The 20,922-nt window shown below is 69.8% G+C and carries 19 protein-coding genes and 4 pseudogenes; 13 read left to right on the plus strand and 10 right to left on the minus strand.

Going from position 1 to position 20,922, the window contains the following annotated elements; all coding sequences use genetic code 11:
* Nucleotides 1-96: 96 nt before the first annotated feature.
* Nucleotides 97-237: pseudogene (locus ACFV7R_RS24330) on the plus strand (ATP-binding protein); the annotation flags it as partial.
* Nucleotides 238-275: 38 nt separating this feature from the next.
* Here the strand turns inward: ACFV7R_RS24330 and ACFV7R_RS24335 are convergent.
* Complete coding sequence (locus ACFV7R_RS24335) at nt 276-764, minus strand: MarR family winged helix-turn-helix transcriptional regulator (protein ID WP_385266835.1); 489 nt, start codon at nt 762-764, stop codon at nt 276-278.
* Nucleotides 765-837: 73 nt separating this feature from the next.
* Between ACFV7R_RS24335 and ACFV7R_RS24340 the strand changes: the two genes are divergently transcribed.
* From ACFV7R_RS24340 to ACFV7R_RS24370, 7 genes and pseudogenes are all read left to right on the plus strand, one after another.
* Nucleotides 838-2,106, plus strand: a complete 1,269-nt coding sequence (locus ACFV7R_RS24340; RefSeq protein WP_385266838.1) for a multidrug effflux MFS transporter — start codon at nt 838-840, stop codon at nt 2,104-2,106.
* A 189-nt stretch (nt 2,107-2,295) separates the two neighbouring features.
* Complete coding sequence (locus ACFV7R_RS24345) at nt 2,296-2,781, plus strand: hemerythrin domain-containing protein (RefSeq protein ID WP_385266840.1); 486 nt, start codon at nt 2,296-2,298, stop codon at nt 2,779-2,781.
* A 447-nt stretch (nt 2,782-3,228) separates the two neighbouring features.
* Nucleotides 3,229-3,591 (plus strand): transposase family protein, encoded by a 363-nt coding sequence (locus ACFV7R_RS24350; RefSeq protein ID WP_385267321.1) that lies wholly within the window; start codon nt 3,229-3,231, stop codon nt 3,589-3,591.
* Nucleotides 3,592-3,814: 223 nt separating this feature from the next.
* A complete protein-coding gene (locus tag ACFV7R_RS24355) occupies nt 3,815-4,420 on the plus strand; it encodes an RNA polymerase sigma factor (protein ID WP_385267323.1) in 606 nt (201 codons plus the stop codon).
* Entirely contained in the window at nt 4,417-5,478 is a 1,062-nt protein-coding gene (locus ACFV7R_RS24360; protein WP_385266842.1) for a CU044_5270 family protein, read from the plus strand. The genes ACFV7R_RS24355 and ACFV7R_RS24360 overlap by 4 nt, the downstream gene beginning before the upstream one ends.
* 109 nt (nt 5,479-5,587) lie before the next feature.
* Nucleotides 5,588-5,884: pseudogene (locus ACFV7R_RS24365) on the plus strand (DUF4259 domain-containing protein); the annotation flags it as partial.
* Between the two features lie 42 nt (nt 5,885-5,926).
* Nucleotides 5,927-6,268 (plus strand): annotated as a pseudogene (locus ACFV7R_RS24370) (helix-turn-helix domain-containing protein); the annotation flags it as partial.
* 796 nt (nt 6,269-7,064) lie between these two features.
* Here the strand turns inward: ACFV7R_RS24370 and ACFV7R_RS24375 are convergent.
* From ACFV7R_RS24375 to ACFV7R_RS24385, 3 genes are all read right to left on the minus strand, one after another.
* Nucleotides 7,065-7,889 (minus strand): SDR family NAD(P)-dependent oxidoreductase, encoded by an 825-nt coding sequence (locus ACFV7R_RS24375; protein ID WP_385266845.1) that lies wholly within the window; start codon nt 7,887-7,889, stop codon nt 7,065-7,067.
* Between the two features lie 128 nt (nt 7,890-8,017).
* Entirely contained in the window at nt 8,018-8,626 is a 609-nt protein-coding gene (locus ACFV7R_RS24380) for a TetR/AcrR family transcriptional regulator (protein ID WP_385266847.1), read from the minus strand.
* Complete coding sequence (locus tag ACFV7R_RS24385) at nt 8,623-8,820, minus strand: hypothetical protein (RefSeq protein ID WP_385266850.1); 198 nt, start codon at nt 8,818-8,820, stop codon at nt 8,623-8,625. The genes ACFV7R_RS24380 and ACFV7R_RS24385 overlap by 4 nt, the downstream gene beginning before the upstream one ends.
* Nucleotides 8,821-8,941: 121 nt before the next feature.
* On the opposite strand from ACFV7R_RS24385, the pseudogene ACFV7R_RS24390 reads away from it, so the two are divergent.
* Nucleotides 8,942-9,160 (plus strand): annotated as a pseudogene (locus tag ACFV7R_RS24390) (recombinase family protein); the annotation flags it as partial.
* A gap of 370 nt (nt 9,161-9,530) precedes the next feature.
* On the opposite strand, the gene ACFV7R_RS24395 reads toward ACFV7R_RS24390, so the two are convergent.
* From ACFV7R_RS24395 to ACFV7R_RS24405, 3 genes are all read right to left on the minus strand, one after another.
* Nucleotides 9,531-11,018 (minus strand): DEAD/DEAH box helicase, encoded by a 1,488-nt coding sequence (locus ACFV7R_RS24395; protein ID WP_385266852.1) that lies wholly within the window; start codon nt 11,016-11,018, stop codon nt 9,531-9,533.
* Between the two features lie 172 nt (nt 11,019-11,190).
* The gene (locus ACFV7R_RS24400) at nt 11,191-11,394 is read right to left on the minus strand and encodes a cold-shock protein (RefSeq protein ID WP_067004365.1); all 204 of its coding nucleotides are present in this window, start codon (nt 11,392-11,394) and stop codon (nt 11,191-11,193) included.
* Nucleotides 11,395-11,732: 338 nt separating this feature from the next.
* Complete coding sequence (locus ACFV7R_RS24405; RefSeq protein ID WP_385266855.1) at nt 11,733-12,155, minus strand: secondary thiamine-phosphate synthase enzyme YjbQ; 423 nt, start codon at nt 12,153-12,155, stop codon at nt 11,733-11,735.
* 84 nt (nt 12,156-12,239) lie between these two features.
* On the opposite strand from ACFV7R_RS24405, the gene ACFV7R_RS24410 reads away from it, so the two are divergent.
* A complete protein-coding gene (locus ACFV7R_RS24410; RefSeq protein ID WP_385266858.1) occupies nt 12,240-13,319 on the plus strand; it encodes an NAD(P)-binding domain-containing protein in 1,080 nt (359 codons plus the stop codon).
* 52 nt (nt 13,320-13,371) lie between these two features.
* Here ACFV7R_RS24410 and mltG read toward each other — a convergent pair whose 3' ends face one another.
* Entirely contained in the window at nt 13,372-14,226 is an 855-nt protein-coding gene (mltG, locus tag ACFV7R_RS24415; protein ID WP_385266860.1) for an endolytic transglycosylase MltG, read from the minus strand.
* 43 nt (nt 14,227-14,269) lie between these two features.
* Nucleotides 14,270-16,072 carry an ABC transporter ATP-binding protein gene (locus ACFV7R_RS24420; RefSeq protein WP_385266863.1) on the minus strand — a complete coding sequence of 601 codons (1,803 nt, stop codon included), beginning with the start codon at nt 16,070-16,072 and terminating at the stop codon, nt 14,270-14,272.
* A gap of 91 nt (nt 16,073-16,163) precedes the next feature.
* Between ACFV7R_RS24420 and ACFV7R_RS24425 the strand changes: the two genes are divergently transcribed.
* A complete protein-coding gene (locus tag ACFV7R_RS24425; protein WP_385266866.1) occupies nt 16,164-16,631 on the plus strand; it encodes a MarR family winged helix-turn-helix transcriptional regulator in 468 nt (155 codons plus the stop codon).
* A 73-nt stretch (nt 16,632-16,704) separates the two neighbouring features.
* Here ACFV7R_RS24425 and ACFV7R_RS24430 read toward each other — a convergent pair whose 3' ends face one another.
* Nucleotides 16,705-16,863 (minus strand): hypothetical protein, encoded by a 159-nt coding sequence (locus tag ACFV7R_RS24430; RefSeq protein ID WP_385266868.1) that lies wholly within the window; start codon nt 16,861-16,863, stop codon nt 16,705-16,707.
* 215 nt (nt 16,864-17,078) lie between these two features.
* Here ACFV7R_RS24430 and ACFV7R_RS24435 point away from each other — a divergent pair, with 215 nt between their 5' ends.
* Both ACFV7R_RS24435 and ACFV7R_RS24440 read left to right on the plus strand, forming a co-directional pair.
* Nucleotides 17,079-18,884 (plus strand): ABC transporter ATP-binding protein, encoded by a 1,806-nt coding sequence (locus ACFV7R_RS24435; RefSeq protein ID WP_385266871.1) that lies wholly within the window; start codon nt 17,079-17,081, stop codon nt 18,882-18,884.
* On the plus strand, nt 18,881-20,698 hold the full coding sequence (locus ACFV7R_RS24440) for an ABC transporter ATP-binding protein (protein ID WP_385266873.1): 1,818 nt from the start codon (nt 18,881-18,883) through the stop codon (nt 20,696-20,698). Before ACFV7R_RS24435 ends, ACFV7R_RS24440 begins: the two co-directional genes overlap by 4 nt.
* Nucleotides 20,699-20,922 lie beyond the last annotated feature (224 nt).

Below are 20,922 nucleotides of genomic sequence, written 5' to 3' on the forward strand. Positions count from 1 at the left end.
GCTTTCGCGCTCAAGTAAGCCCGGCGACCCAAGAACCTCCCTCCAAGTTCATCCCGACTGCGTCGGGGATACAACGAAGCGCCTCACGGCGCACGGTGGACGAAGACGTTCACCGATCCGCGGCTCTGCGCGGCCATCGTCGACCGGCTCACCTTCAACGCCACCCTGACCGAGACCGGCACCGAGTCGTATCGCCTGGTCCGCAGCAAAGCGAACAAGACCAACGGGACGAAGTAGCCGTCTGCCAGGTCGGATCGGGAGCGGTGCCCGGCCTGTCAGCTGCGGGGGGCGGTGCGTTGAGACCTGAGGGCGGAGGCCAGTGCGCGCAGCGCCGGGGCGGCGGCGGACAGCGCGGCGCGTTGGTCCTGGGAGAGCGTCGCCAGCGAGTCTGCGAAGATCTCGGCCCATGCCTGCTCGATCATGGCCATGCCCTGCACGGCCCCCATGGTCGGGAAGAGCTGAACGGCGCGGCGGTCATGCGGGTCCGGCTCCTTGCGGACCAGCCCCTGCGCCACCAAGCCGCGCAGGGTACTGCTGACGTTACTCGCATGCAGCCCCAGTTCCTGGGCCAGGGCGCCAACGCCGATGCCCGGTGAATCCAGCACCTGGCGGAGCACTTCGAGGTCGGAAGGGGGCAACGGGGGCAGTCCGGCTTCGTCCACTCCGCGCAGCCGGAGCACGCGCCCGAGCGCGTGGAGGGCCGGAGTCAGATTCCTCGCCTCGCGCAAGAGTGCCGCATCGCCTGCCGCGTCGGTTGTGTCCATGCAGCGATCGTAGCGATGCTTATAGCTATATAGCTATATTGAAAAGGTCCCTCGGCATCTTCAGGAGAACGAGATGTCCATACCGTCCACTGGCGCGCCGCAGAAGCCGGCCGCGCTCTTCACGGCGACACTGGCGCTGCTGTCGTTCGTGTTACCGCTCGCCACGGACATGTACCTCCCGGCCTTCCCGGTGATGGCGGATGACCTGGGCACCGACGCCTCCGGTGTCCAGCTCACCCTGACCGCCTTCCTGCTCGGCACCGCAGTGGGCCAGTTGGTGCTCGGTCCGCTCTCCGACCGCCACGGACGGCGCATGCCGATCCTGATCGGCACCGCGGTAGGCACCCTGGCCACGGCGCTGTGCGCGGCGGCTCCCAACCTCGGGGTGCTGATCGTGCTGCGCTTCGTGACGGGCTTCAGCGGCGCGGCCGGTCTTGTGGTGGGCCGGGCCGTCATCTCCGACATTGCGACCGGTGCCGTCGCGGCCAGGCTCTTCGGCGTGCTGATGGCCCTCGGCGGCATCGCCCCGATCGTGGCCCCCCTGGTCGGCGGCGCCGTCGTGAGCAACGCGGGCGGCTGGCGGGGCGTCTTCTGGGTTCTGTCGGGGACCTCGCTGCTGATGTTCCTGGCTGCGCTGTTCTTCATCCCCGAGAGCCTCCCCAAGGAGCGGCGCCGACCTGGCGGTGTGGGAGCCACCCTGCAGGCCGCCCGGTCCGTGCTTACCGACCGCGCCTACGTGGGCTACACCCTCGCCTTCTCCTTCGCCTGCGGCGCGCTGTTCTGCTACATCGCCGGCTCGGCGTTCCTGCTCCAGAACGTCCTCGGCTTCACCGTGGCCCAGGCGTCCGTCGCCTTCTCGCTCGGTGCCCTGACCGCGACTCTCTCCAGCACCGCCAACACCAAGCTGGTCGGCCGCTACCACCCACGGTTGCTGCTGCGCTTCGGCCTGGCCACGATGCTGGCCGCCACCACCGCGGCGCTGCTGGTCACCCTCGCCGGCCAGCTCAACCGGGGCCTCGCCCTCGGGCTTGTCGGGATCGCCTTCCTCGGTATCGGCCAGGTCTTCGGCACCGCCACGGCGCTCGCCATCGAGCGGGTCCCGCACGCGGCCGGTACCGGCTCGGCCGTACTCGGAACCCTGCAGAGCATCCTGGGAGGCGTTGCCTCACCGCTCGTCGGACTGGGCGGCGAGGACACCGCCGTGCCGCTCTTCGTCGGCATGGCCGTCTGCTCGCTGACCGCCGTGCTCGCACTGCTGCTCACCCGCGGTGGCACACACCTGTCGCACTCGCCCGGCAGCCCCGGCGACGACAGGGAAACACCAGCGAGCGCCACGATCTGACATGGGTGCGGATCCTCTGGAGTGAAGGGCTGAGCCGGCAGAACACCGTGGGCACGGAGTGGTTCCTGGGCGCGAACGGGCAGCGTGCTTGCCGTGCCGCCGCGTTGCGTGATCAGATTGCGGCAGCATCGCGTGCCGGTGACGGACTGCGTCAGGCATGGAGGTGCGGAACCGAAGGGACCGCCATCCGTGGCTTCCCGCGACGGCCACCGTGTAGCCGCCTTGAGCCTGCAGCTCTCACAAGCACATCAAGAACTGCGTCTCCAGATCAACGAAATCAGGAAAAGTCTCGGACACCGCCGGTTGAGCGACAACACACTTGTCACCCACTGCCTGGCCTTCTGTACCGTATTGACATCGCACCACCAGGGCGAGGACGACGGAATGTTCTCCCAGTTGCTGCGCGAACACCCGGATCTCGCAGCGACGGTCACGAATCTTGTTGAGGATCACGGAATGATCGCCTCGATCCTGTCCCGGGTGCGCGAACTCGCTGGCAGGGCTGCCGAATCGCGTGGCCCGGTCCTGGAGGCGATCGAGCGTGAGCTTGACGGATTGGCGGCGATCATGGAATCCCACTTCAGCTATGAAGAGCGGACGATCAGCGAGGCACTCGACGACGGAATACCTGACACCGACTGGTCCGACATGGTCTTCCGGTTCGGTACGGCATGAATCGACATGGTTGTGGTTTTTCCTCGACAGGGGCGTGATCAGGCCATGAGCTCGTATTGGCCCTGGTCAGGGGCGGGGTAGAGGCGCTGGCGCTCGCATACGACATGGAAACGCCCGTAGGCGTCGAGGTCGCCGTTGGAGACGAGGGCGCACAGCCCGAGACGGCGTTCTCCCAGCTCAGCCCTTCATTCCAGAGGAACCACACCCATCTGACATCCCTGGCCCACCCGGTGAACCTTCCCGCTCGCAGCCTCACGAGATGGCCCCAAGTCGAACCGCCCTGCGGGGCCACCCGCGGGTCTGGCACAAGTTCCGTGAGCCGACTACGGGGTGTAGTTGTTGATCTTGGGCTAGGGATGTCGGAAGTCGCCTTGATTTCGCTCCTCGGTCGGCTGACTGGCCCGACGTTCGGTCGCCGTGAACGAGGTGTTGCGTCAGCTGCAAGAAGTGCTGTTCCCGTCCGTCTCCGGAATCGCGGTCGCGTCCATCGACGCGGACGGCGAGGCGATACACATCGAGGCCCGGTGCACGGCGACCGGTGCTGCCTGCCCGGTCTGTGGTACCCGTTCGGAGAAGGTGCACAGCTCCTACCTGCGGTTCCCGGCTGATCTGCCCAGTGCCGGACAGCACGTCGTGCTGGCCTTGCGTGTCCGGCGGTACGTCTGTATCGCACCGTCGTGTCCGCGCAGGACGTTTGTGGAGCAGATGCCGGGGCTGACCCGCCGCCATGGCCGGGTCACCGAACGAAGGTGGGACGGTCGGCCGTGGTGGGGGCGTGTTCGCGTATCGACCACTGGATGCGCTCGGTGATCCGGTGGTGGTCGGCGACGAAGGTAACTCGGGCGGGGGCCCTGACCGGTATCCGCCGCCACCATAGGTCGCACCAGCACCACATCGAGGGGCCTCCCCGCCCCTCCCTATGATGTGCCTCTGGACTTCTACGGCGTCGCGATCGCACCAGTGCGTGACACAGGTAACAGGAACTCCTCCCGTGTCGCGGAGAGAAGTGGTCGTGAGGGACTCAGAAAACGATGTGCGTCGCCGTGTGCGCGAGGGGGACCGAGAGGCGTTCGCCCTGCTGTACGAGCAGTTCGCCCGCGCCGTCTACAACCACGGACTGCGATTGACGGGCGACTGGTCGACAGCCGAAGAGATCATGTCCGAAACGTTCCTGACCGCGTGGCGGACCCGCGGGCGGGTGCAGGAGGACGGCGGCTCCCTGCTGCCCTGGCTGCTGGGCATCGCCACCCACAAGGCGGACAACGCCCGCCGGGGAGTCGTCAGACGGCAGTTGTTCCTGGCGCGTCAACCGCAGCCACGTGTGGAGGAGGACTTCGCGCCCCGGACGATCGGACGCATCGACGACGCACGGTACTTGCGTGCCGTGCAGACCGCGCTGGGACGGCTGCGGCGCCAGGAGCGGGAGGTACTGGCCCTGTGCGTGTGGTCCGGCCTGGACTACCAACAGACGGCCGAAGCGCTGGGCATCGCCGTCGGAACCGTACGGTCCCGCCTTTCACGTGCCCGCAAGAAGCTCGCTCACCTTGCGGAAGAAGACCGGGAACCACCCCCCGCCCGCGGAGAGATGACAAGTGCGGCCGCGATCGCGGCCCTGCCCGTACGGGAGGAGCTCACATGAACGACAACGCAACCGGCGCTTCCCCGGAGCGGCACGGCGACCGCGAGGAGATCGCCCGCCTGCTCCCGGCCCCGGCCGACTGGGACCTTCCGCGCGAGCAGCACCTTCGTCACAAGGACCTTCTGATGCACCACATCGACCACGACCAGGTCGCCCGTACCCGGCCGGCCCGTCAGTTGCTGCGACCCGCGGTCCTGGTGCCGGCGGCCGCTCTGGCCCTGGCCTGCGCGGTGACCGCGGGGATCGCGCTGACCGGCGGTGACCCGGCGCCCGCCGGCACCGCGTCGCACCGTGCGGCCACAGACATGCAGCCCGCCGCCGCGCTCCTGGACCGGATCTCCGACGCCACGGAGACGCGCGCCGACCTCACGGTGCGCGACGACCAGTTCGTCTACACCAGGGAGAAGACCCGCGGGGCTGACCTGACCAGCGGGAAGGCTGTCCTCGGCCCGCTGATGGACCGTGAGGTGTGGGCCGCGCAGGAGCCGGGGCCCCTGCGGAAGCTCGGGCTGATCCGGGAGGACGGTGCGACGTTCCCCATCAACGCCGAACTCGGTGACACCGAGGGCACACCGGCCGGTATCAACCGGCCCACCTACCGCTGGCTCAGCTCGCTGCCCACCGACCCCGACAAGTTGCTGACCTATCTGTACGCCAAGACCCCGCAGGCCGATGGACGCGAACGTGACCAGGCTGTGTTCGAACAGATCGGATCCCTGCTCGGCGGGGTGATGCCGCCCCGTACCGGCGCCGCCCTCTACCGGGCCGCGGCGAAGATCCCGGGTGTCACCCCGGCCCCTCAGGCCCGCGACGCGATCGGTCGCAAGGGCCTCGGTATCGCCCGCGACGACACGCGGTACGGCATCCGGACCGAGTGGGTCTTCGACAAGAAGGACTTCGCCTTCCTGGGCTCCCGCAGCTACCTGACCAAGGACACCTCATACGGAAAGGCCGGGACGCTGCTGTCCAGCGCGGCCGAGCTGGAACACGCGATCGTCGACGAAGCCGGCCGACAGCCCACCGACGCGCAGCGGACACAGACCGAGCGCCAAAGCTGACCGCCGGAGGTGGTGCTGCGGCGCAGGCCGCACCACCACCCCAAGGGCGACCCATGCGCTACTGGGTTCTGCAGACCTCCTGCCCAGGCAGGCGTGGCTTGTTGATGAGCTGGAGGGACTCTCTTCTGAGCAGGTCATCGATGTGCTGCACAGGGCCCTGCAGCGTGTCGCAGACTCCGGCACCCGGGTGGATGGCGGTGACGGGGTGGAAGCCGTCGCCGCTGCTGCCCTGGTCGCTGCTCAGGTTCCTGGCAGCGGGATTGTGGTCGACCCTGATGACGCACCGAAAGAGCCGCTGCCTCAACTGCCGGTATCCCTACGTGCACTGGCTCGCCGGGCCCTCCACCGTGTTACCGAAGACGGATCCGAGCTGACGCAGGGCTGGGTGGACAGCAATGACGCCATCGCATGGCGCCAAGAGGTGCAGTTGGTCCGTGGGGAGCCTGCGGTGAAGTGGAACCTGCGAACGGTGGCCGCCCAGCGGGACCTGTGGCGGCCGGCCGAGGTGCTGGCGGCCTTCAAGGAGGTGGGGTTCACTCCGTCGCTGAGCAAGGTCGTCGCCATGTGGGGCGGCAAGCCGGTCACGGTCCGGCTGGACGATCTTGACATGATCTGCGCTGCTCTGGACTGTACGGTCGGTGACCTGCTCCAGGCCGAGCCGGTGGCCAACCCGCAGACGGTGCCGGAGTCCGAGCGGTCGGCCGGCGGCGCCGCGCGGCCGACTTCCGGGCCGGTGCGGCCGGTGCCGCGGAGCCGGAAGGGCGGCGGACCGCGGTCGCTCCCGCCAAGCCGAGGCCGGTCGGTCGTGCCGAGGCAGGAGGCGGTCGCCCACAGTTGCGAAGCGTGCCTGGGGTGGGGCCTGTTGACCCATCCGCGGTGGTGCACGGGCTGCAAGGCGTGGCAGGCGAAGTACCACGAGCGCGGGGTGTGCCCGCGGTGCCGATGCGAGGCCCATCTCAATGCTGACGGGCTGTGCCGCTCGTGCCTGCAGGCGATCCGGCCGAGGAGGATGCCGAGTGGGCTTGTGGGGTGCCGGGGGCGCCGCCGCGGGATCTGCAGCTGGTGGTGGGCTTCTACTGGGACCGGTCGATCGCGGCGCGTCCGCTGCGGCGAGACACCGGGCGCGGGCGGCTGAAGCGCAAGGCGCAGGAAGCCGCCGTCGACGACGAGCGGCGGGTACTGGAGCCGCTGATGCCCGGTCAGCTCTCGCTGTTCGCCATGCCCCGGCGGCTGACGGAGGAGACCGTGCGGGCGATCACCCAGCGGCAGGTGCGCGGTTGGGACCAGGCCCGGGCGGTGCTCGTGGAAATGGCTGCCCAGCACGGCCTGAGCGCCGGCTGGCACTTCAAGGTCGCCGAGATGGTCCGCCTCGCCCTGGCGGTGCGCGAGGCGGAGGGCGCCGAGCGATTACCGGAGCCAGCCCTGCGCGACCTTCCCCGCAACGGGGACGCCGTGCGGCTGGTCCTCTCCGCTCCGGGTTGCTGGAGTCCGTCCCGGCGCCGCTGCGCTTTTCGCGGACGGACCAGCCCAGCACCGTATACCTCTGCGGCGGTTGAGCCCCGTTCGTCGCTGCTCGGCGGAGGCGGTCATCGGCTGATCGAGGAGACCAGGTCCGCGGTCGCCTTGCGCAGACGCTCGGCGTTCGCGGGGTCGAAGGCGGGTCCGTCGAGCGGCAGGGGCTTGCCCTGGTTGAACGCCGTCAGGGCCGCCGCGGGGCGGTCGTCGATCAACTCGATCATCGGGGCGATCGCCTTGGCGACCGGAGCGGCGAACAGCCGTGTCAGTACCTTGTAGAGGGTGCGCATGGGCGGCTTCATCGAATCGCCGATGCCGGTGGCGACGAGGCCCGGGGCGTACAGCACGTAGCGGGTGCGGGCGTCCGGGTGGACCTGGGTGAAGGACACGCCGAGGAGGTCGTTGCGGCGCGCCGTCTGCGTCGCGACGCGCATGCTGCTGTAGCCCTTGCGCAGTTGCAGGTCGTCGAAGTGCATCTTTCCGGGGGCGCCCGGGGCGGCGATGTTCAGCACCAGTGGCGCCTCGGCGCGCTCGAGTCGGTCGAACAGGTCGTGGCCGAGCAGGTAGCGGCTGAGGTAGCCGAGCGCGAAGCTGGACTCCAGTCCGTCTTCGGTCTCCACCCGTTCGCCCCGGAACCGCTGGGCGGCGAGGACCAGGACGTCGATGACGTCGGGCAGCCGGTCGACGAGCTCGCGCACGCCCGCCGTGGTGCTGAGATCGGCCTGTACGAAGCCGGCGCGCTCGGCCGCGCCGATGTCCGCCGCTGCTGCCAGGAACAGGGTGCCCTTGGCCTCGCTGCTGCCTACTGCGATCACCCGGTCCCCTCGCTCCAGGTAGTGCAGGCCGAGCCCGCGGCCCATGCCGTCGGTGCCTCCGGTGATGACGAATGTGCGCATGGCTCGTGGATCCTTGATCAGTTCAGGTTGCGTGGCAGTGGGGGCAGAACGAGGCCGCCCATCGGATCGGCGGGCGGCTGTCGGATCCGGGGCTCGTCGGCGGAGCGTCGTGCCGCCGACTGTGCCGGTCACCGCCCGCGGACGGGAGGTCCGGGTACCTCGTGGGACGAGGGAGGGGGCAGGGCGGTGGTGGAGGGGCGCAGTCCGTCGGCGAGCAGGGCGAGGTAGCGTCGGCGGTCTGCGCCGTGGGGATCGCCGGGATGCACGGTGGCCATGGTCATGACAATGACCGCGACCAGGTCACGCACCTCCAGTTCCGGCCGTACCGCTTCGGCGTCGATCGCGCGGCTCAACAGGTGTTGCATCGAGTGCAGGAAATGCCGGGCGGTTTCGCCTGCGAACGTCTGGAACTCCAGGGCGAGCGAGTGGATCGCCTGCCGCCGGACGAGGACGTCGGTGACGGTCGCGAGCGCGTCGACGAGATCCTGCCAGGGATCGTCGGTGCGTGCCGTGACCACGGGCTCGATCTCGGTGGCCAGGAGATGGTCGAAGACGGCCTGGATGAGCTGGTCTCGATTGCGGAAGCGGCGGTAGAGCGTCATGACGCTCACCCCCGCCTGCTCGGCGATCTGCTCCAGCGTCGCCTCCGGCCCGACCTCCTCGAAGGCCACGACCGCGGCGCTGACGATCCGCTCGTAGTTGCGGGCGGCGTCCGCCCGCAGGGGCCGTGTGCTCACCAGGTCACGCTCAGCTTTTCCACGTCAGGCACGGCGTTGACGGCCTGGAAGGAGCGGCAGACCAGGTGTGTAGTCCCACCGAACGGCGGCTGCGCCGGTACCAGGCCCTGGTCGTCTCCGGCTCGGGCCGGTTCCACGACCGCATGGAGCCCGTTCTGCCGCATTTCCAGCGGCGCCTCCGGTGTGTGCGTCATCTTCGGTTCCGCTCGTCGAGGGATCGTCCTGGGCGTTCCCCATGCCACAGGTAAGTGTTAGTCACCTACCAGTTATGCCATCGTCTCCGGCCTACGCAAGCGCGGCATCGGCTTCACCTCGCTGCACGAGGCGCTCGACACCACCACACCCGGCGGCCGGCTCGTCTTCCACGGGTTCGCCGCGCTGGCGGAGTTCATCCGCGAACTCGTCGTCCAGGGCACCAACGAGGGCCTGGACGCCGCCCGCGCCCGCGGCACCCGCCTGGGCCGCCCACCGGCCATGACCGAGGAAGAGGTACGCCACGCCCGGGACCTGCGCACCCGCCCGGGGAACACCGTCACATCCGTCGCGAAGCTCCTTGGCACCAGCAGGAACACGATCTACAAGTACGTGCCCGAACTGAAGGGCGGCCGGGTCACCCTCGCGGAAGCGACGGCCGCCTCCGAGCTGCCCCGGCCTACGAAGTCGGCGGAGTGGACCAGCCGTTTGCGGCTGGTGACACGGTCCTTACCAGCACCCCAGAACCTGTGTGTCAGGGCTTCCGAATCGGCAGACCGACGCGCGCGTTCTCGCTCGTTCTCCTACAGGAATCTGCGAACCCGCGCACTTCTGATCTTCATGACTCATCCGCGAACTGGGGCCAGTCAGGGTCGCTTAGGTTCCAGTGGTCGTTGCATGCCCGCAAGGGGCGTTGTCAGCCTGGCGCGGCCTATGCACCACGACGGACCCGGGCGGCCTTGCGCGCCTCGGCAATCTCACGGGCCTCAGCAGACCGGCGAGACTCGCCACCGCCGCGACCGGCCCGCCCCGGACGGGTGCCCAGACCGCGGAAGGGGGCACCGCCGCGCTTCGGGCGCTCCGCGACCGGCCCGCTGCCACTGACGGGGACACCGGAGGGAGCCTGGGCGCCGGTGATGCGGCTCAGCTCGGCCTCGCCGGAGCGGACCTGCGTGATCTGCGGCCTGATGCCCGCGTCGGCCATGAGACGGGCCATGTCCCGGCGCTGGTTGGGCAGGACCAGCGTGACGACACTGCCGGACTCGCCGGCGCGGGCGGTACGGCCGCCACGGTGCAGGTAGTCCTTGTGGTCGCCGGGCGGGTCGACGTTGACCACCAGGTCGAGGTCGTCGACGTGGATGCCGCGGGCCGCGACGTTGGTGGCCACCAGGACCGTGACGTGGCCCTCCTTGAACTGGGCCAGGATCCGGGTGCGCTGGGGCTGCGACTTGCCGCCGTGGAGCCCCGCTGCCTTCACGCCGCTGCTCAGCAGGTGCTTGGTGAACTGGTCGACAGCGTGCTTGGTGTCCAGGAACATGATCACGCGTCCGTCGCGGGCGGCAATCTCGGTGGCGGTGGCGTATTTGTCGGCGCCGTGCACCTGCAGCACATGATGCTCCATCGTGGTGACCGCGCCCGCCGACGGGTCGACCGAGTGGACCACCGGGTCATGGAGGTAACGACGGACCAGGAGGTCGATGTTGCGGTCCAGCGTGGCCGAGAACAGCATGCGTTGGCCGTCGGGGCGTACCTGGTCCAGCAGTTCGGTGACCTGGGGCATGAAGCCCATGTCGGCCATCTGGTCGGCCTCGTCCAGGACGGTGATGTTCACCCGGTCCAGGCGGCAGTCCTTGCGCTCGATGAGATCCGCGAGGCGGCCAGGGGTCGCGACGACCACCTCGGCTCCGGAACGCAGTGCGCCGGCCTGCCTACCGATCGACATGCCGCCGACCACAGTGGCCAGCCGCAGCTTCAGCAACCGGGCGTACGGGGTGAGCGCGTCGGTGACCTGCTGGGCCAGCTCGCGCGTCGGAACGAGAATCAGGGCCAGCGGCTTCCGCGACTCGGCATGCTGCCCGGCCGTACGCACGAGGAGCGCCAGGCCGAAGGCGAGCGTCTTGCCCGATCCGGTGCGCCCGCGGCCCAGGACGTCGCGCCCTGCGAGGGAGTTGGGCAACGTGGCGGCCTGGATCGGGAACGGTTCGTTCAGGCCGAGACCAGTAAGCATCTTCAGCAACTCGGCAGGCATGTCCAGCTCACCGAAGGTCGCAGCCGCGGGGAGGGCAGGGGTGACGGTGACCGGCAGCGCGAACTCCCCCTTCGGCGTGAAGGGAGAGCGCCCGTTGCCGGCCGCACTGACGCCGGGGCGACCCCGACCCTGTGGCCGAAAACGGTCATTCGTGTGAGCTGAACGGCTCATGGAGAACCTTCCTCGACGGGGCGCGCATCGAGGAATTCCCGACAGAAACGAGCCGGATGAATTGCAAGAACGAGCCGAAAGTGGAGACTGAATAAGTCATCGGAATGCAAAAGACAGCAAGCTGGGGCCCCACCTTCAAGGTGGGGCCCCAGCCACCTCATACGCTTCGGCGTCAGGCGGGAGTAATGTTCTCCGCCTGCGGACCCTTCTGTCCCTGCGTGACGTCGAAGTTCACCCTCTGACCCTCCTGAAGCTCACGGAAGCCCTGGGCGGCGATGTTCGAGTAGTGGGCGAAGACGTCGGGGCCGCCCCCGTCCTGCTCAATGAAGCCGAAGCCCTTTTCCGCGTTGAACCACTTGACGGTGCCAGTAGCCATGTCACATCTCCTTCGGGGCAGTGCCCAGGGGTCCACACCGCGTGAACCCTTGCGTTGCCACAATGAACCCCGTCCGGATAAGCACCGGAGATACAAAAATGTCCGACGGTATACAGCCACCGAGACACTTGAAGTTTCGGGAACCACAACTGCAACTACTATCAATTTTAGCACGGTACGCGCATTTCGCGCGCCACCCTTCACCCGCTACACAAGGTGCACCAAAGGAAAATCCGTCCCTCCATCACCTTCTCGGCGATCCCGCTGTGGGGCACCCTGCCTCCGGATCCGGCATGACGTTCTCTCACCTGTCGAAACCGTCCCGCTGAGGCGGCTCGCTACGCGAGGAAGCTCAACCGCACCTGCCGGTTCGGATTGTCCCGGTTCGTATCCACCAGGCACACCGACTGCCACGTCCCCAGCTCGAGCCGTCCGTCCAGTACGGGCAGGGTCGCATGCGGGGGGACGAGTGCCGGGAGGACGTGGTCGCGGCCGTGCCCGGGGCTGCCGTGGCGGTGCTGCCAGCGATCGTCGGCGGGGAGCAGGGTGTGCAGCGCGGCGAGGAGGTCGTCGTCGCTGCCCGCGCCCGTTTCGATGATCGCGATGCCGGCCGTGGCGTGCGGGACGAAGACGTTGAGCAGGCCGTCACGGCCGGCGGCCACCTCGCCCAGGAAGGCCTCGCAGTCACGGGTGAGGTCGACGACGTTCTCCGCGGAACCGGTGGCGACGTGCAGAACCCGGGTGCTGAACACATCTGACATGCCTCCATCCTGACCCACGGGCCGCCGCCCACGCCCGACCGACCGCGCGGGAAGATCCACGGACTCGACGCTGTTGGTGGAATCGTGAACAACACGCGCGAGGTCGAGGTTGTCGTCATAGGCGCCGGTCAGGCCGGGCTGGCCGGCGCCTATCACCTGCGGCGGACCGGTTTTGAGCCGGACCGTGACTTTGTGGTGCTGGACCACTCCCCCGGTCCGGGCGGCGCGTGGCAGTTCCGGTGGCCTTCGCTGACGTACGGCAAGGTGCACGGGATGCACGCGCTGCCGGGGATGGAGCTGACGGGCGCCGATCCGGCGCGGCCGTCGTCGGAGGTGATCCGCGAGTACTTCGCCGCGTACGAGGAGGCGTTCGACCTGCGCGTACGGCGGCCCGTCGATGTGCGCTCCGTGCGGGAAGGCCCGGGCGGGCGGCTGCTCGTCGAGACCTCGGCCGGAGACTGGGCCACGCGGGCGCTGATCAACGCGACCGGTACCTGGGACCGGCCGTTCTGGCCGCGCTATCCGGGCCAGGAGACCTTCCGCGGGCGGCAGTTGCACACCGCTCAGTACCCCGGGCCCGAGGAGTTCGCCGGACAGCGGGTCGTCGTGGTGGGCGGCGGCGCCTCCGGTACACAGCATCTGCTGGAGATCGCCCCGTACGCGGCCGCCACCACCTGGGTGACACGGCGGCCGCCCGTCTTCCGTGAGGGGCCCTTCGACGAAAATGCCGGCCGGGCGGCGGTCGCGCTCGTGGAGGAACGGGTACGGCAGGGACTGCCGCCCAAGAGTGTGGTTTCCGTCACGGGCCTGCCGCTGAACGACGCCATTCGGCAGGGGCTGACGGACGGAGTGCTGGACCGGCAGCCGATGTTCGACCGGATCACGCCGGACGGTGTCGAATGGCAGGACGGACGGCACGTGAGCGCGGACGTCATCCTCTGGGCGACCGGATTCCGGGCCGCCATCGACCACTTGGCGCCGCTGCGACTGCGTGAACCGGGCGGCGGCATCCGGGTGGACGGAACGCGCGCGGTCGCCGACCCGCGGATCCACCTCGTCGGCTACGGCCCTTCGGCCAGCACCATCGGCGCCAACCGGGCCGGGTGGGCGGCCGTACGGGACATCAGGCGGCTGCTGGCCGAGGAGCGGCCCGTCGCCGCATGACGTCCAGCGGTGTCGTGCGGCCGCCTTGCCGCCCGATGTTCCCTCCCTCGGGTCAGCGCGTCGGCTGCGGGCTCACGGTCGCCTGCCGTGCGTTGAACTCGGCGACATTGCGCTGGTGTTCCGCGTAGTCGGCCGTGAAGCGGGTGTCGCCCGGCTTGACCGTGACGAAGTACAGCCAGTTGCCCGGGGTCGGGTTGATCGCGGCGCGCATCGCCTCCTCGCCCGGGTTGTCGATCGGCGTGGGCGGCAGGCCCATGCGCTGGTACGAGTTGTAGGGGCTGTCGATACGGGTGTCGTTCAGCGTCGTCCTCAACTTGGTGCGGTTGAGGGCGTAGTTGATGGTGGAGTCCATCTGGAGCGGCATACCGCGCTCCAGGCGGTTGAAGACGACCCGGGCCACCTTCCCCATGTCGGCCTTGGTCGCGGCCTCGGCCTGGATGATGCTCGCGATGGTGACCGCCTGGTAGACGTTCATGGCGTTGCGCTGCGCCCCGGCGGCGATCGGGGCGCCGTTGAACTTCCTGTTGGCGGTGTCGACCATCGTCGACAGCAACTGCTCCGGCGTCGCCTTCTCGGGCAGTGGATATGTCGCCGGGAAGAGATAGCCCTCCGGGTTGCCGTCGGCGTCGTTCGGCAGTTTCAGCTTGGCCCTGGGGAGGGCCTTCTTGGTGGTGCCGGGGGGCAGTTCGAGGACCTTGTCGACGGCCTCGTAGACCTGGCCGGCGCGCCAGCCCTCCGGGATCACCAGCGATGCGGGTCTGGCCTCCTCGTCGCCCCCGCGGGTCAGCAGCGGCACCGCCACGGCGGTACCGGCCAGGACGGCTCCGATTGCGATGAGGGCGGCACGGCCCCGGCGCGTCAGTCGAGTCCTGCGAGTCGTGCTCCGTGGCGGAGTATTCGTCTGCATGCGGGCACGGTAACCCGCACATCACCACAAACCCGGCATATCGTCACCTTGTCGGCTCAAGTTGGGCGTCCCGGCGTACCAGCGCCGCATACCGCCCGTCGAGCTCCAACAGCTCCTCGTGCGTGCCCCGTTCGACCGCGCACCCGGCGTCCAGGACCACGATCTGGCCGGCGCCCCGAATGGTGGACAGCCGGTGGGCGATGGTGAGCGTCGTCCGGTTGGCCGACAGCGCGTCGATCGCCTCCTGGACGGCGCGTTCGGTGCGGGTGTCCAGCGCACTGGTCGCCTCGTCGAGAATCAGCACCGGCGGATCACGCAGGATCGTACGGGCGATGGCCAGGCGCTGCTTCTCACCGCCGGAGAAGCGGTGGCCGCGCTCACCGACCACGGTGTCGTAGCCGTCGGGCAGGGCGGCGATGTGATCGTGGATCTGGGCTGCCCGGGCCGCCGCGTGCAGCTCCTCGTCGGTGGCATCGGGTTTGGCGAAGCGGAGGTTGTCGGCGACCGAGGCGTGGAAGAGGTACGTCTCCTGGGAGACGACGCCGACCGCCCGGGCGAGGGTGTCGAAGTCCAGGTCGCGGACGTCGACGCCGTCGAGGGTGACCCGGCCGCCCGTCACGTCGTACAGCCGCGGCACCAGGTAGCCCAGCGTGGACTTGCCGGCGCCGGTCGGGCCGACGATCGCGAGGCTGCCGCCGGCCGGGACGGTGAGATCGATGCCGTCGAGGACGGGGCCTCCCTTGCCGTCGTAGCGGAACTCGACGCCCTCGAAGCGGACTTCACCCTTGACCTGGTCGAGACGGAGGGGGCGCTCGCGCTCGGTGATGTCGACGGGCAGGTCGAGGTACTCGAAGATGCGCTGGAAGAGGGCCAGCGAGGTCTGGATCTGGACGCCGGTGCCGAGCAGGCTGACCGCCGGGCGGAACAGGCCCTGCTGGAGGGAGACGAAGGCGACGATCGTGCCGATGGAGACCTCCGGACCGCCCAGATGGAGGGCGAGGCCGGCCGTCCAGTAGATGACGGCGGGCATGGCGGCCATGACGATCGTGATGACGGCCATCCGCCAGCGGCCGGCCATGTTCGACCGCACCTCGAGGTCGACCAGCCGGTCGGACTCCTCGGCGAAGGACTTCGTCAGCGACTCGGCGCGGCCCATGGTGCGGCCCAGCAGGATGCCGCTGACCGACAGCGACTCGGTGACCGTCGCGGCCATCGCGGCCATCTGCTTCTGACGCTGTGTGGTGATCTTCCGGCGTTCGTCGCCGACCCGGCGGCTGATCCACACGAACGCCGGCAGCAGGAGCAGCGAGACGACGGTCAGCCGCCAGTCGAGGGCCAGCATCGCGATGATCGTGGCGACGACGCTGGTGAAGTTGGAGACCAGGGAGGTGGCCGTGGAGGTGACGGTGGCCTGCATGCCGCCGATGTCGTTGGCGATGCGGGACTGGACCTCGCCCGTGCGGGTGCGGGTGAAGAAGGCGAGCGACATGCGCTGCAACCGGCCGTAGACGGCGGTGCGCAGATCGTGCATGACGCGCTGGCCGACCGTCGTCGAGATCAGGGTCTGCAGGACGCCGAAGACGCTGGACAGTACGGCGCTGAGGATCATGCCGAGGGCCAGCAGGGTGAGCAGACCGGTCCGTCCCTGGGGGATCGCGGTGTCGAGGATCGCCTTGAGCAGGAACGGCGTGGCGACCGATACCAGCGACGAGGCGCCGACGAGCAGGCCGACGACGAGCAGTCGGCCACGGTAGGGGCGGAAGAGTTTCAGGATGCGACGCACCTGCCGCGGCTGCTCCTCGGAGTCCTCGGGCGGCGTCCAGGCGGGTTCTTGGTCGGGTTTCATGGGCTCCTTCAGGAGGGGCGGCGACGACTGGCGGAGCGTAGCTCATTGTTACCTATACTCACAATGAACGTGGTCCTGATATTGTTCCCGCATGACCACCTCCGACCCCGACGGACTGCTCGCCGAGCAGCTGCTGCGGCTCACCCGCCGGGTGCACCGGATCCAGAAACGCCATCTCCAACAGCGTGCCCTGGGCATCACCCCGGCGCAGTCCCGGCTGCTGCGCACCCTCGCGCACTACGACTCGCCGCCCCGTATGGCCGACCTCGCCGAGCGGCTGGAAGTGGTGCCGCGTGCCGTGACGACGCTGGTCGACGCCCTGGAGGCGAGCGGCAATGTGCGCAGGGTTCCCGACCCGAGCAACCGCAGGGTGATCCGGATCGACCTCACGCCCGAGGGACGCGAGGCACTGCGCGAGCTGCACGCGGCGCGCAGATCGGCCGCGGAGGAGATCCTCGCGCCTCTCACGGACGAACAGCGGGAGGTGCTCGGGGGGCTGCTGGACACGCTGGTCGACGGGGGGCCTGGCGGCGCCGACGCCGGCCAGATGCTCTCGTAGGCCTCACACCAAGAGCCGCGCGCTGCCGCTCCCGGTTGCGGAGTGGCAGCGCACGGCTCGTCGCGACGAGTGATCAGCGGGCCTCGGACGCAGGCTCCTTGGCCGACGCCGTGGGCAGAGCCGCTTCGTGGGCGTCCGACACGAAGGCGATCTCCCCGTCCAGCACCTTCTTCGCCCGTACGGCATCCAGCGCGCGGTCCTCGCATCGCCGGTGCCACGGCGAGTCGGGCACCCGCGATGAGGCCTCGGTGACGGGAGGCGCGCGAGGTGAGTCCCGCGGTAGCCGGATCTGTGCGCTGCCACGGAAAACCGGTTGCCTTCGACCACGTTGTGACGCGAACCTTTCACGGCCTGTTCCCGCCGCGCACAGTCCTTTCCGTTTCGCATCCTCACCCTTTCACCAACCGCCATCCCTTCTGCCCACCTGACACGAGCCACTGGGACGTCATGCAGATCCAAGACCTTCCGTATCCCGACCCAGGTGTGCCGGACGCGCGCTCGGGGCCGCGGTTCCTGTGGTGGCTCGGCCGGAATCAGCTGCGTGGACAGTTCAGATCGCTGGCCTGGGGACTGCTGCACTTCGTGTCGGTCTCCGCGTTGCCGTTCTGTGTGGGCTTCGCCGTCCAGGCCGTGATCGACCGATCCGGCTCCCGGCTCGCCCTCGCAGGCGGGCTGATGGCGCTGGCCTGCGCCGGCAACGCGATCGGCGACACCTTCCTGCATCGCGCGGCGGTCACCAACTGGATCACCGCGGCCGCTCGCGTCCAGCAACTCCTGGCCCGCAAGGCCGCGCTGCTGGGCTCCGCACTGACCCGGCGCGTCGCGGCGGGCGAGGTGGTGGCCGTCTCCACGGGTGACGTCGAGAAGATCGGCTGGTTCGTGGAGGCCGTGTCACGCTTCACCGCCGCGGCCGTCAGCATCGTGCTCGTCTGCGTCGGCCTGGTCGTCTACCAGCCGGCCCTCGGCGTGGTCGTCGCCGTGGGCCTGCCCGTCCTCGCGGTGGCGGTGCTGCCGCTGCTGCCCCGCGCGACCCGGCGCGCCGACTTCCAGCGCGAGAAAGCGGGACGGGCCACCGAGCTGGCCTCGGACACCGTCGCCGGGCTGCGCGTCCTGCGCGGCATCGGCGGTGAGGAACTGTTCCTCGACCGCTACCGCCGCGCATCCCAGGAGGTCCGCCACGCGGCCGTGCGCAGCGCCCGGATGTGGTCGCTGATCTCGGCCATCCAGGTACTGCTGCCGGGGCTGCTGCTGATCGCGGTCGTCTGGTACGGCGTGCACCTGGCCCGCCAGGGCCGGATCACCGTCGGTGAACTCGTCACCGTCTACAGCTCCGTCATGATCCTCACGTATCCGTTGCGGCACTTCGAGGAAATCGCGATGGCCTACTCCTTCTCGCGGCCTTCTGCCAGGCGGGCGGCGCGGGTTCTGTCCCTGGAACGGGTCACGTCCGCCGAGGGGTCGCGCGAGGCCGGTCTGCCCTCGGGTGACCTGTATGACCCGGCCAGCGGTCTGCTCGCGCCGGCCGGCCGGCTCACCGCCGTGGTGTGCGGCGACCCGGACGCGGCGGGGCGACTGGCGGAACGCCTCGGCGGACACCCCACGGAGGCGGGCGCATCGGCGCTGCTCGGCGGTGTCCCGCTGGACGAGTTGCCGCTCGACAGTGCTCGGACGGCCGTGCTGGTGCAGGACAAGGACCCGGTGCTCCTGTCGGGCTCGCTGCGCGAACTGCTCGACGTGCCCGCCTCGGGAGACGTCGGCGCCGAGGAGGCGCTGGCGGCCGCGCAGTGCGGGGACGTGCTGATGGCACTCGTCCAGGGCTCGCTCGACACCGAGGACCCGATGGACGCCCGCATCACCGAACGCGGACGGTCCCTCTCCGGCGGCCAGCGCCAGCGGCTCGCACTGGCACGGTCGCTCATCACCGACCCGGAGGTGCTCGTCCTGGACGAACCGACCTCCGCCGTCGACTCCCACACCGAGGCCCGGATCGCGGAAGGCGTGCGCAGTCTGCGAACAGGCCGCACCACGGTCGTCTTCACCTCCTCGCCGCTGCTTCTGGACCGGGCCGACCGGGTGGTGCTCGTGCACGAGGGCGAGGTGGCGGCGGTGGGCGTGCACCGGGAACTGGTGCACAAGGAGCCCCGGTACCGGGCCGTGGTGACCCGCGAGACGGAGGACGAGGCCGCCCTGAACGGCGCGCTGGACAAGCTGGACGAACTGGATGAGCTGGACGAGATCGAGGAGACCGCATGATCGGCGTGGCGCCACCGGCCTACGACCCGGCGGCCCCGACGACGGCGAACACCCTGCCCGTCGGCGCTGCTGCGACCGTACGCGCCTATGTGGCCGAACTGTTCCGCCGGCACCGACGTGCCTTCCTGATCCTCATCACCGTCAACACCGTCGCCGTGGTCGCCTCGATGGCGGGTCCCTACCTGCTGGGCGGGCTCGTCGAGCGAGTGTCGGACGGGGCTCGTGAGCTGCACCTCGGCCTCACGGTGACGCTGTTCGTGCTGGCGCTGGTCGTGCAGGCCGTGTTCGTCCGCGAGGTGCGGCTGCGGGGCGCGATGCTCGGCGAGCGGATGCTGGCCGACCTGCGCGAGGACTTCCTCGTGCGGTCGGTCGGGCTGCCACCGGGTGTCCTGGAGCGGGCCGGCACGGGCGACCTGCTGTCCCGGATCACGACCGACATCGACCGGCTCGCCAACGCCATGCGCGAGGCCGTGCCCCAGCTGGCGATCGGCGTTGTGTGGGTGTGTCTGCTGCTGGGCGGGCTGGTCGTCACGGCACCTCCGCTGGCGGGCGCCGTGCTGCTGGCGCTGCCGCTGCTGGTGGTCGGCTGCCGCTGGTACTTCCGGCGGGCGCCGGCCGCCTACCGCTCGGAGGCCGCCGGGTACGCGGCCGTCGCCGCCACCCTCGCCGAGACCGTGGACGCCGGGCGCACTGTCGAGGCGCACCGCCTCGGCACCGACCGGGTTCAGCTGTCGGACCGGCGGATAAGGGAGTGGACGGCCTGGGAGCGCTACACGCTCTGGCTGCGGTCGGTGCTCTTCCCGGTCATCAGCATCACGCACGTGACGGTGCTCGCCTCGGTCCTCATGGTCGGCGGGGTCTTCGTGCTCCAGGGCTGGATCGGGGTCGGCCAGCTGACGACGGGTGCGTTGATCGCGCAGATGCTCGTCGACCCGGTGGGCCTGATCCTGCGCTGGTACGACGAGCTGCAGGTCGCCCAGGTGTCGCTGGCCCGGCTGGTCGGCGTCCGGGACGTCGAGCCGGACGCCGGTGACGACCGGCTCGCTCCCGACGGGCGCGACGTGCACGCCGACGGGGTGCACTTCGGCTACCTCGAGGGCGTGGACGTGCTGCGCAAGGTGTCCCTGGAGGTCGCCCCCGGCACCCGGCTGGCGCTGGTGGGCCCCTCTGGTGCCGGCAAGTCCACACTGGGACGGCTGCTCGCCGGGATCTACGCGCCCCGGAACGGCCGGATCACCCTCGGCGGTGCGGAACTGTCCCGCATGACCGCGGAACGCGTCCGCTCCCATGTGGCCCTCGTCAACCAGGAGCACCACGTCTTCGTGGGCTCCCTGCGCGACAACCTCCTGCTCGCCCTTCCCCACTCCCGGCTTCGTTCCAGCGAGGGGACCTCGGCCGACGCCGTCGACGCCGAGCTGTGGGCGGCGCTCGGGGCGGTCGACGCGGACGGGTGGGCGCGTGCGCTGGACGACGGCCTGGACACCGAGGTCGGTTCGGGCGGACTGGCGCTCACGCCGGCCCAGGCCCAGCAGATCGCGCTGGCCCGGCTGGTGCTGGCCGACCCGCACACACTGGTCCTGGACGAGGCGACCTCCCTGCTCGACCCGCGCGCGGCACGTCACCTGGAACGGTCCCTGGCCCGCGTCCTCGACGGGCGCACGGTCGTCGCCATCGCCCACCGGCTGCACACCGCCCACGACGCGGACGTGATCGCCGTCGTCGAGGACGGTCGGATCAGCGAGCTGGGCAGCCACAACGAGCTGGTCGCGGCCGACGGGGCGTACGCAGCGCTGTGGCGCTCGTGGCATGGGTGAGGGATTCGTGCTGCCGCCAGGCCACGGCACTACAGGAGTCGGCCCCGGGCCGGGCCCTGTGACTGCGGTGGATCGCCCGAGGCCGGCACCACGTGGCCACAGTGGTCGTCCCGAGCGACGCCCCGTGGCCACGGTGGTCCGCCCCAGGTCATGGCCTGTGCCTGTGGCGGACCGCACCGAGCCGGGGCCCGTGCCGTTGCGCTCGGGCGAAGAGGGGTGGAAGG

This window comes from Streptomyces sp. NPDC059866 (assembly GCF_042731325.1).
Taxonomy (GTDB): Bacteria; Actinomycetota; Actinomycetes; order Streptomycetales; family Streptomycetaceae; genus Streptomyces; species Streptomyces flavusporus.

Coding starts and splice junctions, on each gene's coding strand:
- ACFV7R_RS24335 (WP_385266835.1), bottom strand. CDS start 764: ATGGACACAACCGACGCGGCAGGCGATGCGGCACTCTTGCGCGAGGCG.
- ACFV7R_RS24340 (WP_385266838.1), top strand. CDS start 838: ATGTCCATACCGTCCACTGGCGCGCCGCAGAAGCCGGCCGCGCTCTTC.
- ACFV7R_RS24360 (WP_385266842.1), top strand. CDS start 4,417: ATGAACGACAACGCAACCGGCGCTTCCCCGGAGCGGCACGGCGACCGC.
- ACFV7R_RS24375 (WP_385266845.1), bottom strand. CDS start 7,889: ATGCGCACATTCGTCATCACCGGAGGCACCGACGGCATGGGCCGCGGG.
- ACFV7R_RS24385 (WP_385266850.1), bottom strand. CDS start 8,820: ATGACGCACACACCGGAGGCGCCGCTGGAAATGCGGCAGAACGGGCTC.
- ACFV7R_RS24395 (WP_385266852.1), bottom strand. CDS start 11,018: ATGAGCCGTTCAGCTCACACGAATGACCGTTTTCGGCCACAGGGTCGG.
- ACFV7R_RS24400 (WP_067004365.1), bottom strand. CDS start 11,394: ATGGCTACTGGCACCGTCAAGTGGTTCAACGCGGAAAAGGGCTTCGGC.
- ACFV7R_RS24405 (WP_385266855.1), bottom strand. CDS start 12,155: ATGTCAGATGTGTTCAGCACCCGGGTTCTGCACGTCGCCACCGGTTCC.
- mltG (WP_385266860.1), bottom strand. CDS start 14,226: ATGCAGACGAATACTCCGCCACGGAGCACGACTCGCAGGACTCGACTG.
- ACFV7R_RS24420 (WP_385266863.1), bottom strand. CDS start 16,072: ATGAAACCCGACCAAGAACCCGCCTGGACGCCGCCCGAGGACTCCGAG.
- ACFV7R_RS24425 (WP_385266866.1), top strand. CDS start 16,164: ATGACCACCTCCGACCCCGACGGACTGCTCGCCGAGCAGCTGCTGCGG.
- ACFV7R_RS24435 (WP_385266871.1), top strand. CDS start 17,079: ATGCAGATCCAAGACCTTCCGTATCCCGACCCAGGTGTGCCGGACGCG.
- ACFV7R_RS24440 (WP_385266873.1), top strand. CDS start 18,881: ATGATCGGCGTGGCGCCACCGGCCTACGACCCGGCGGCCCCGACGACG.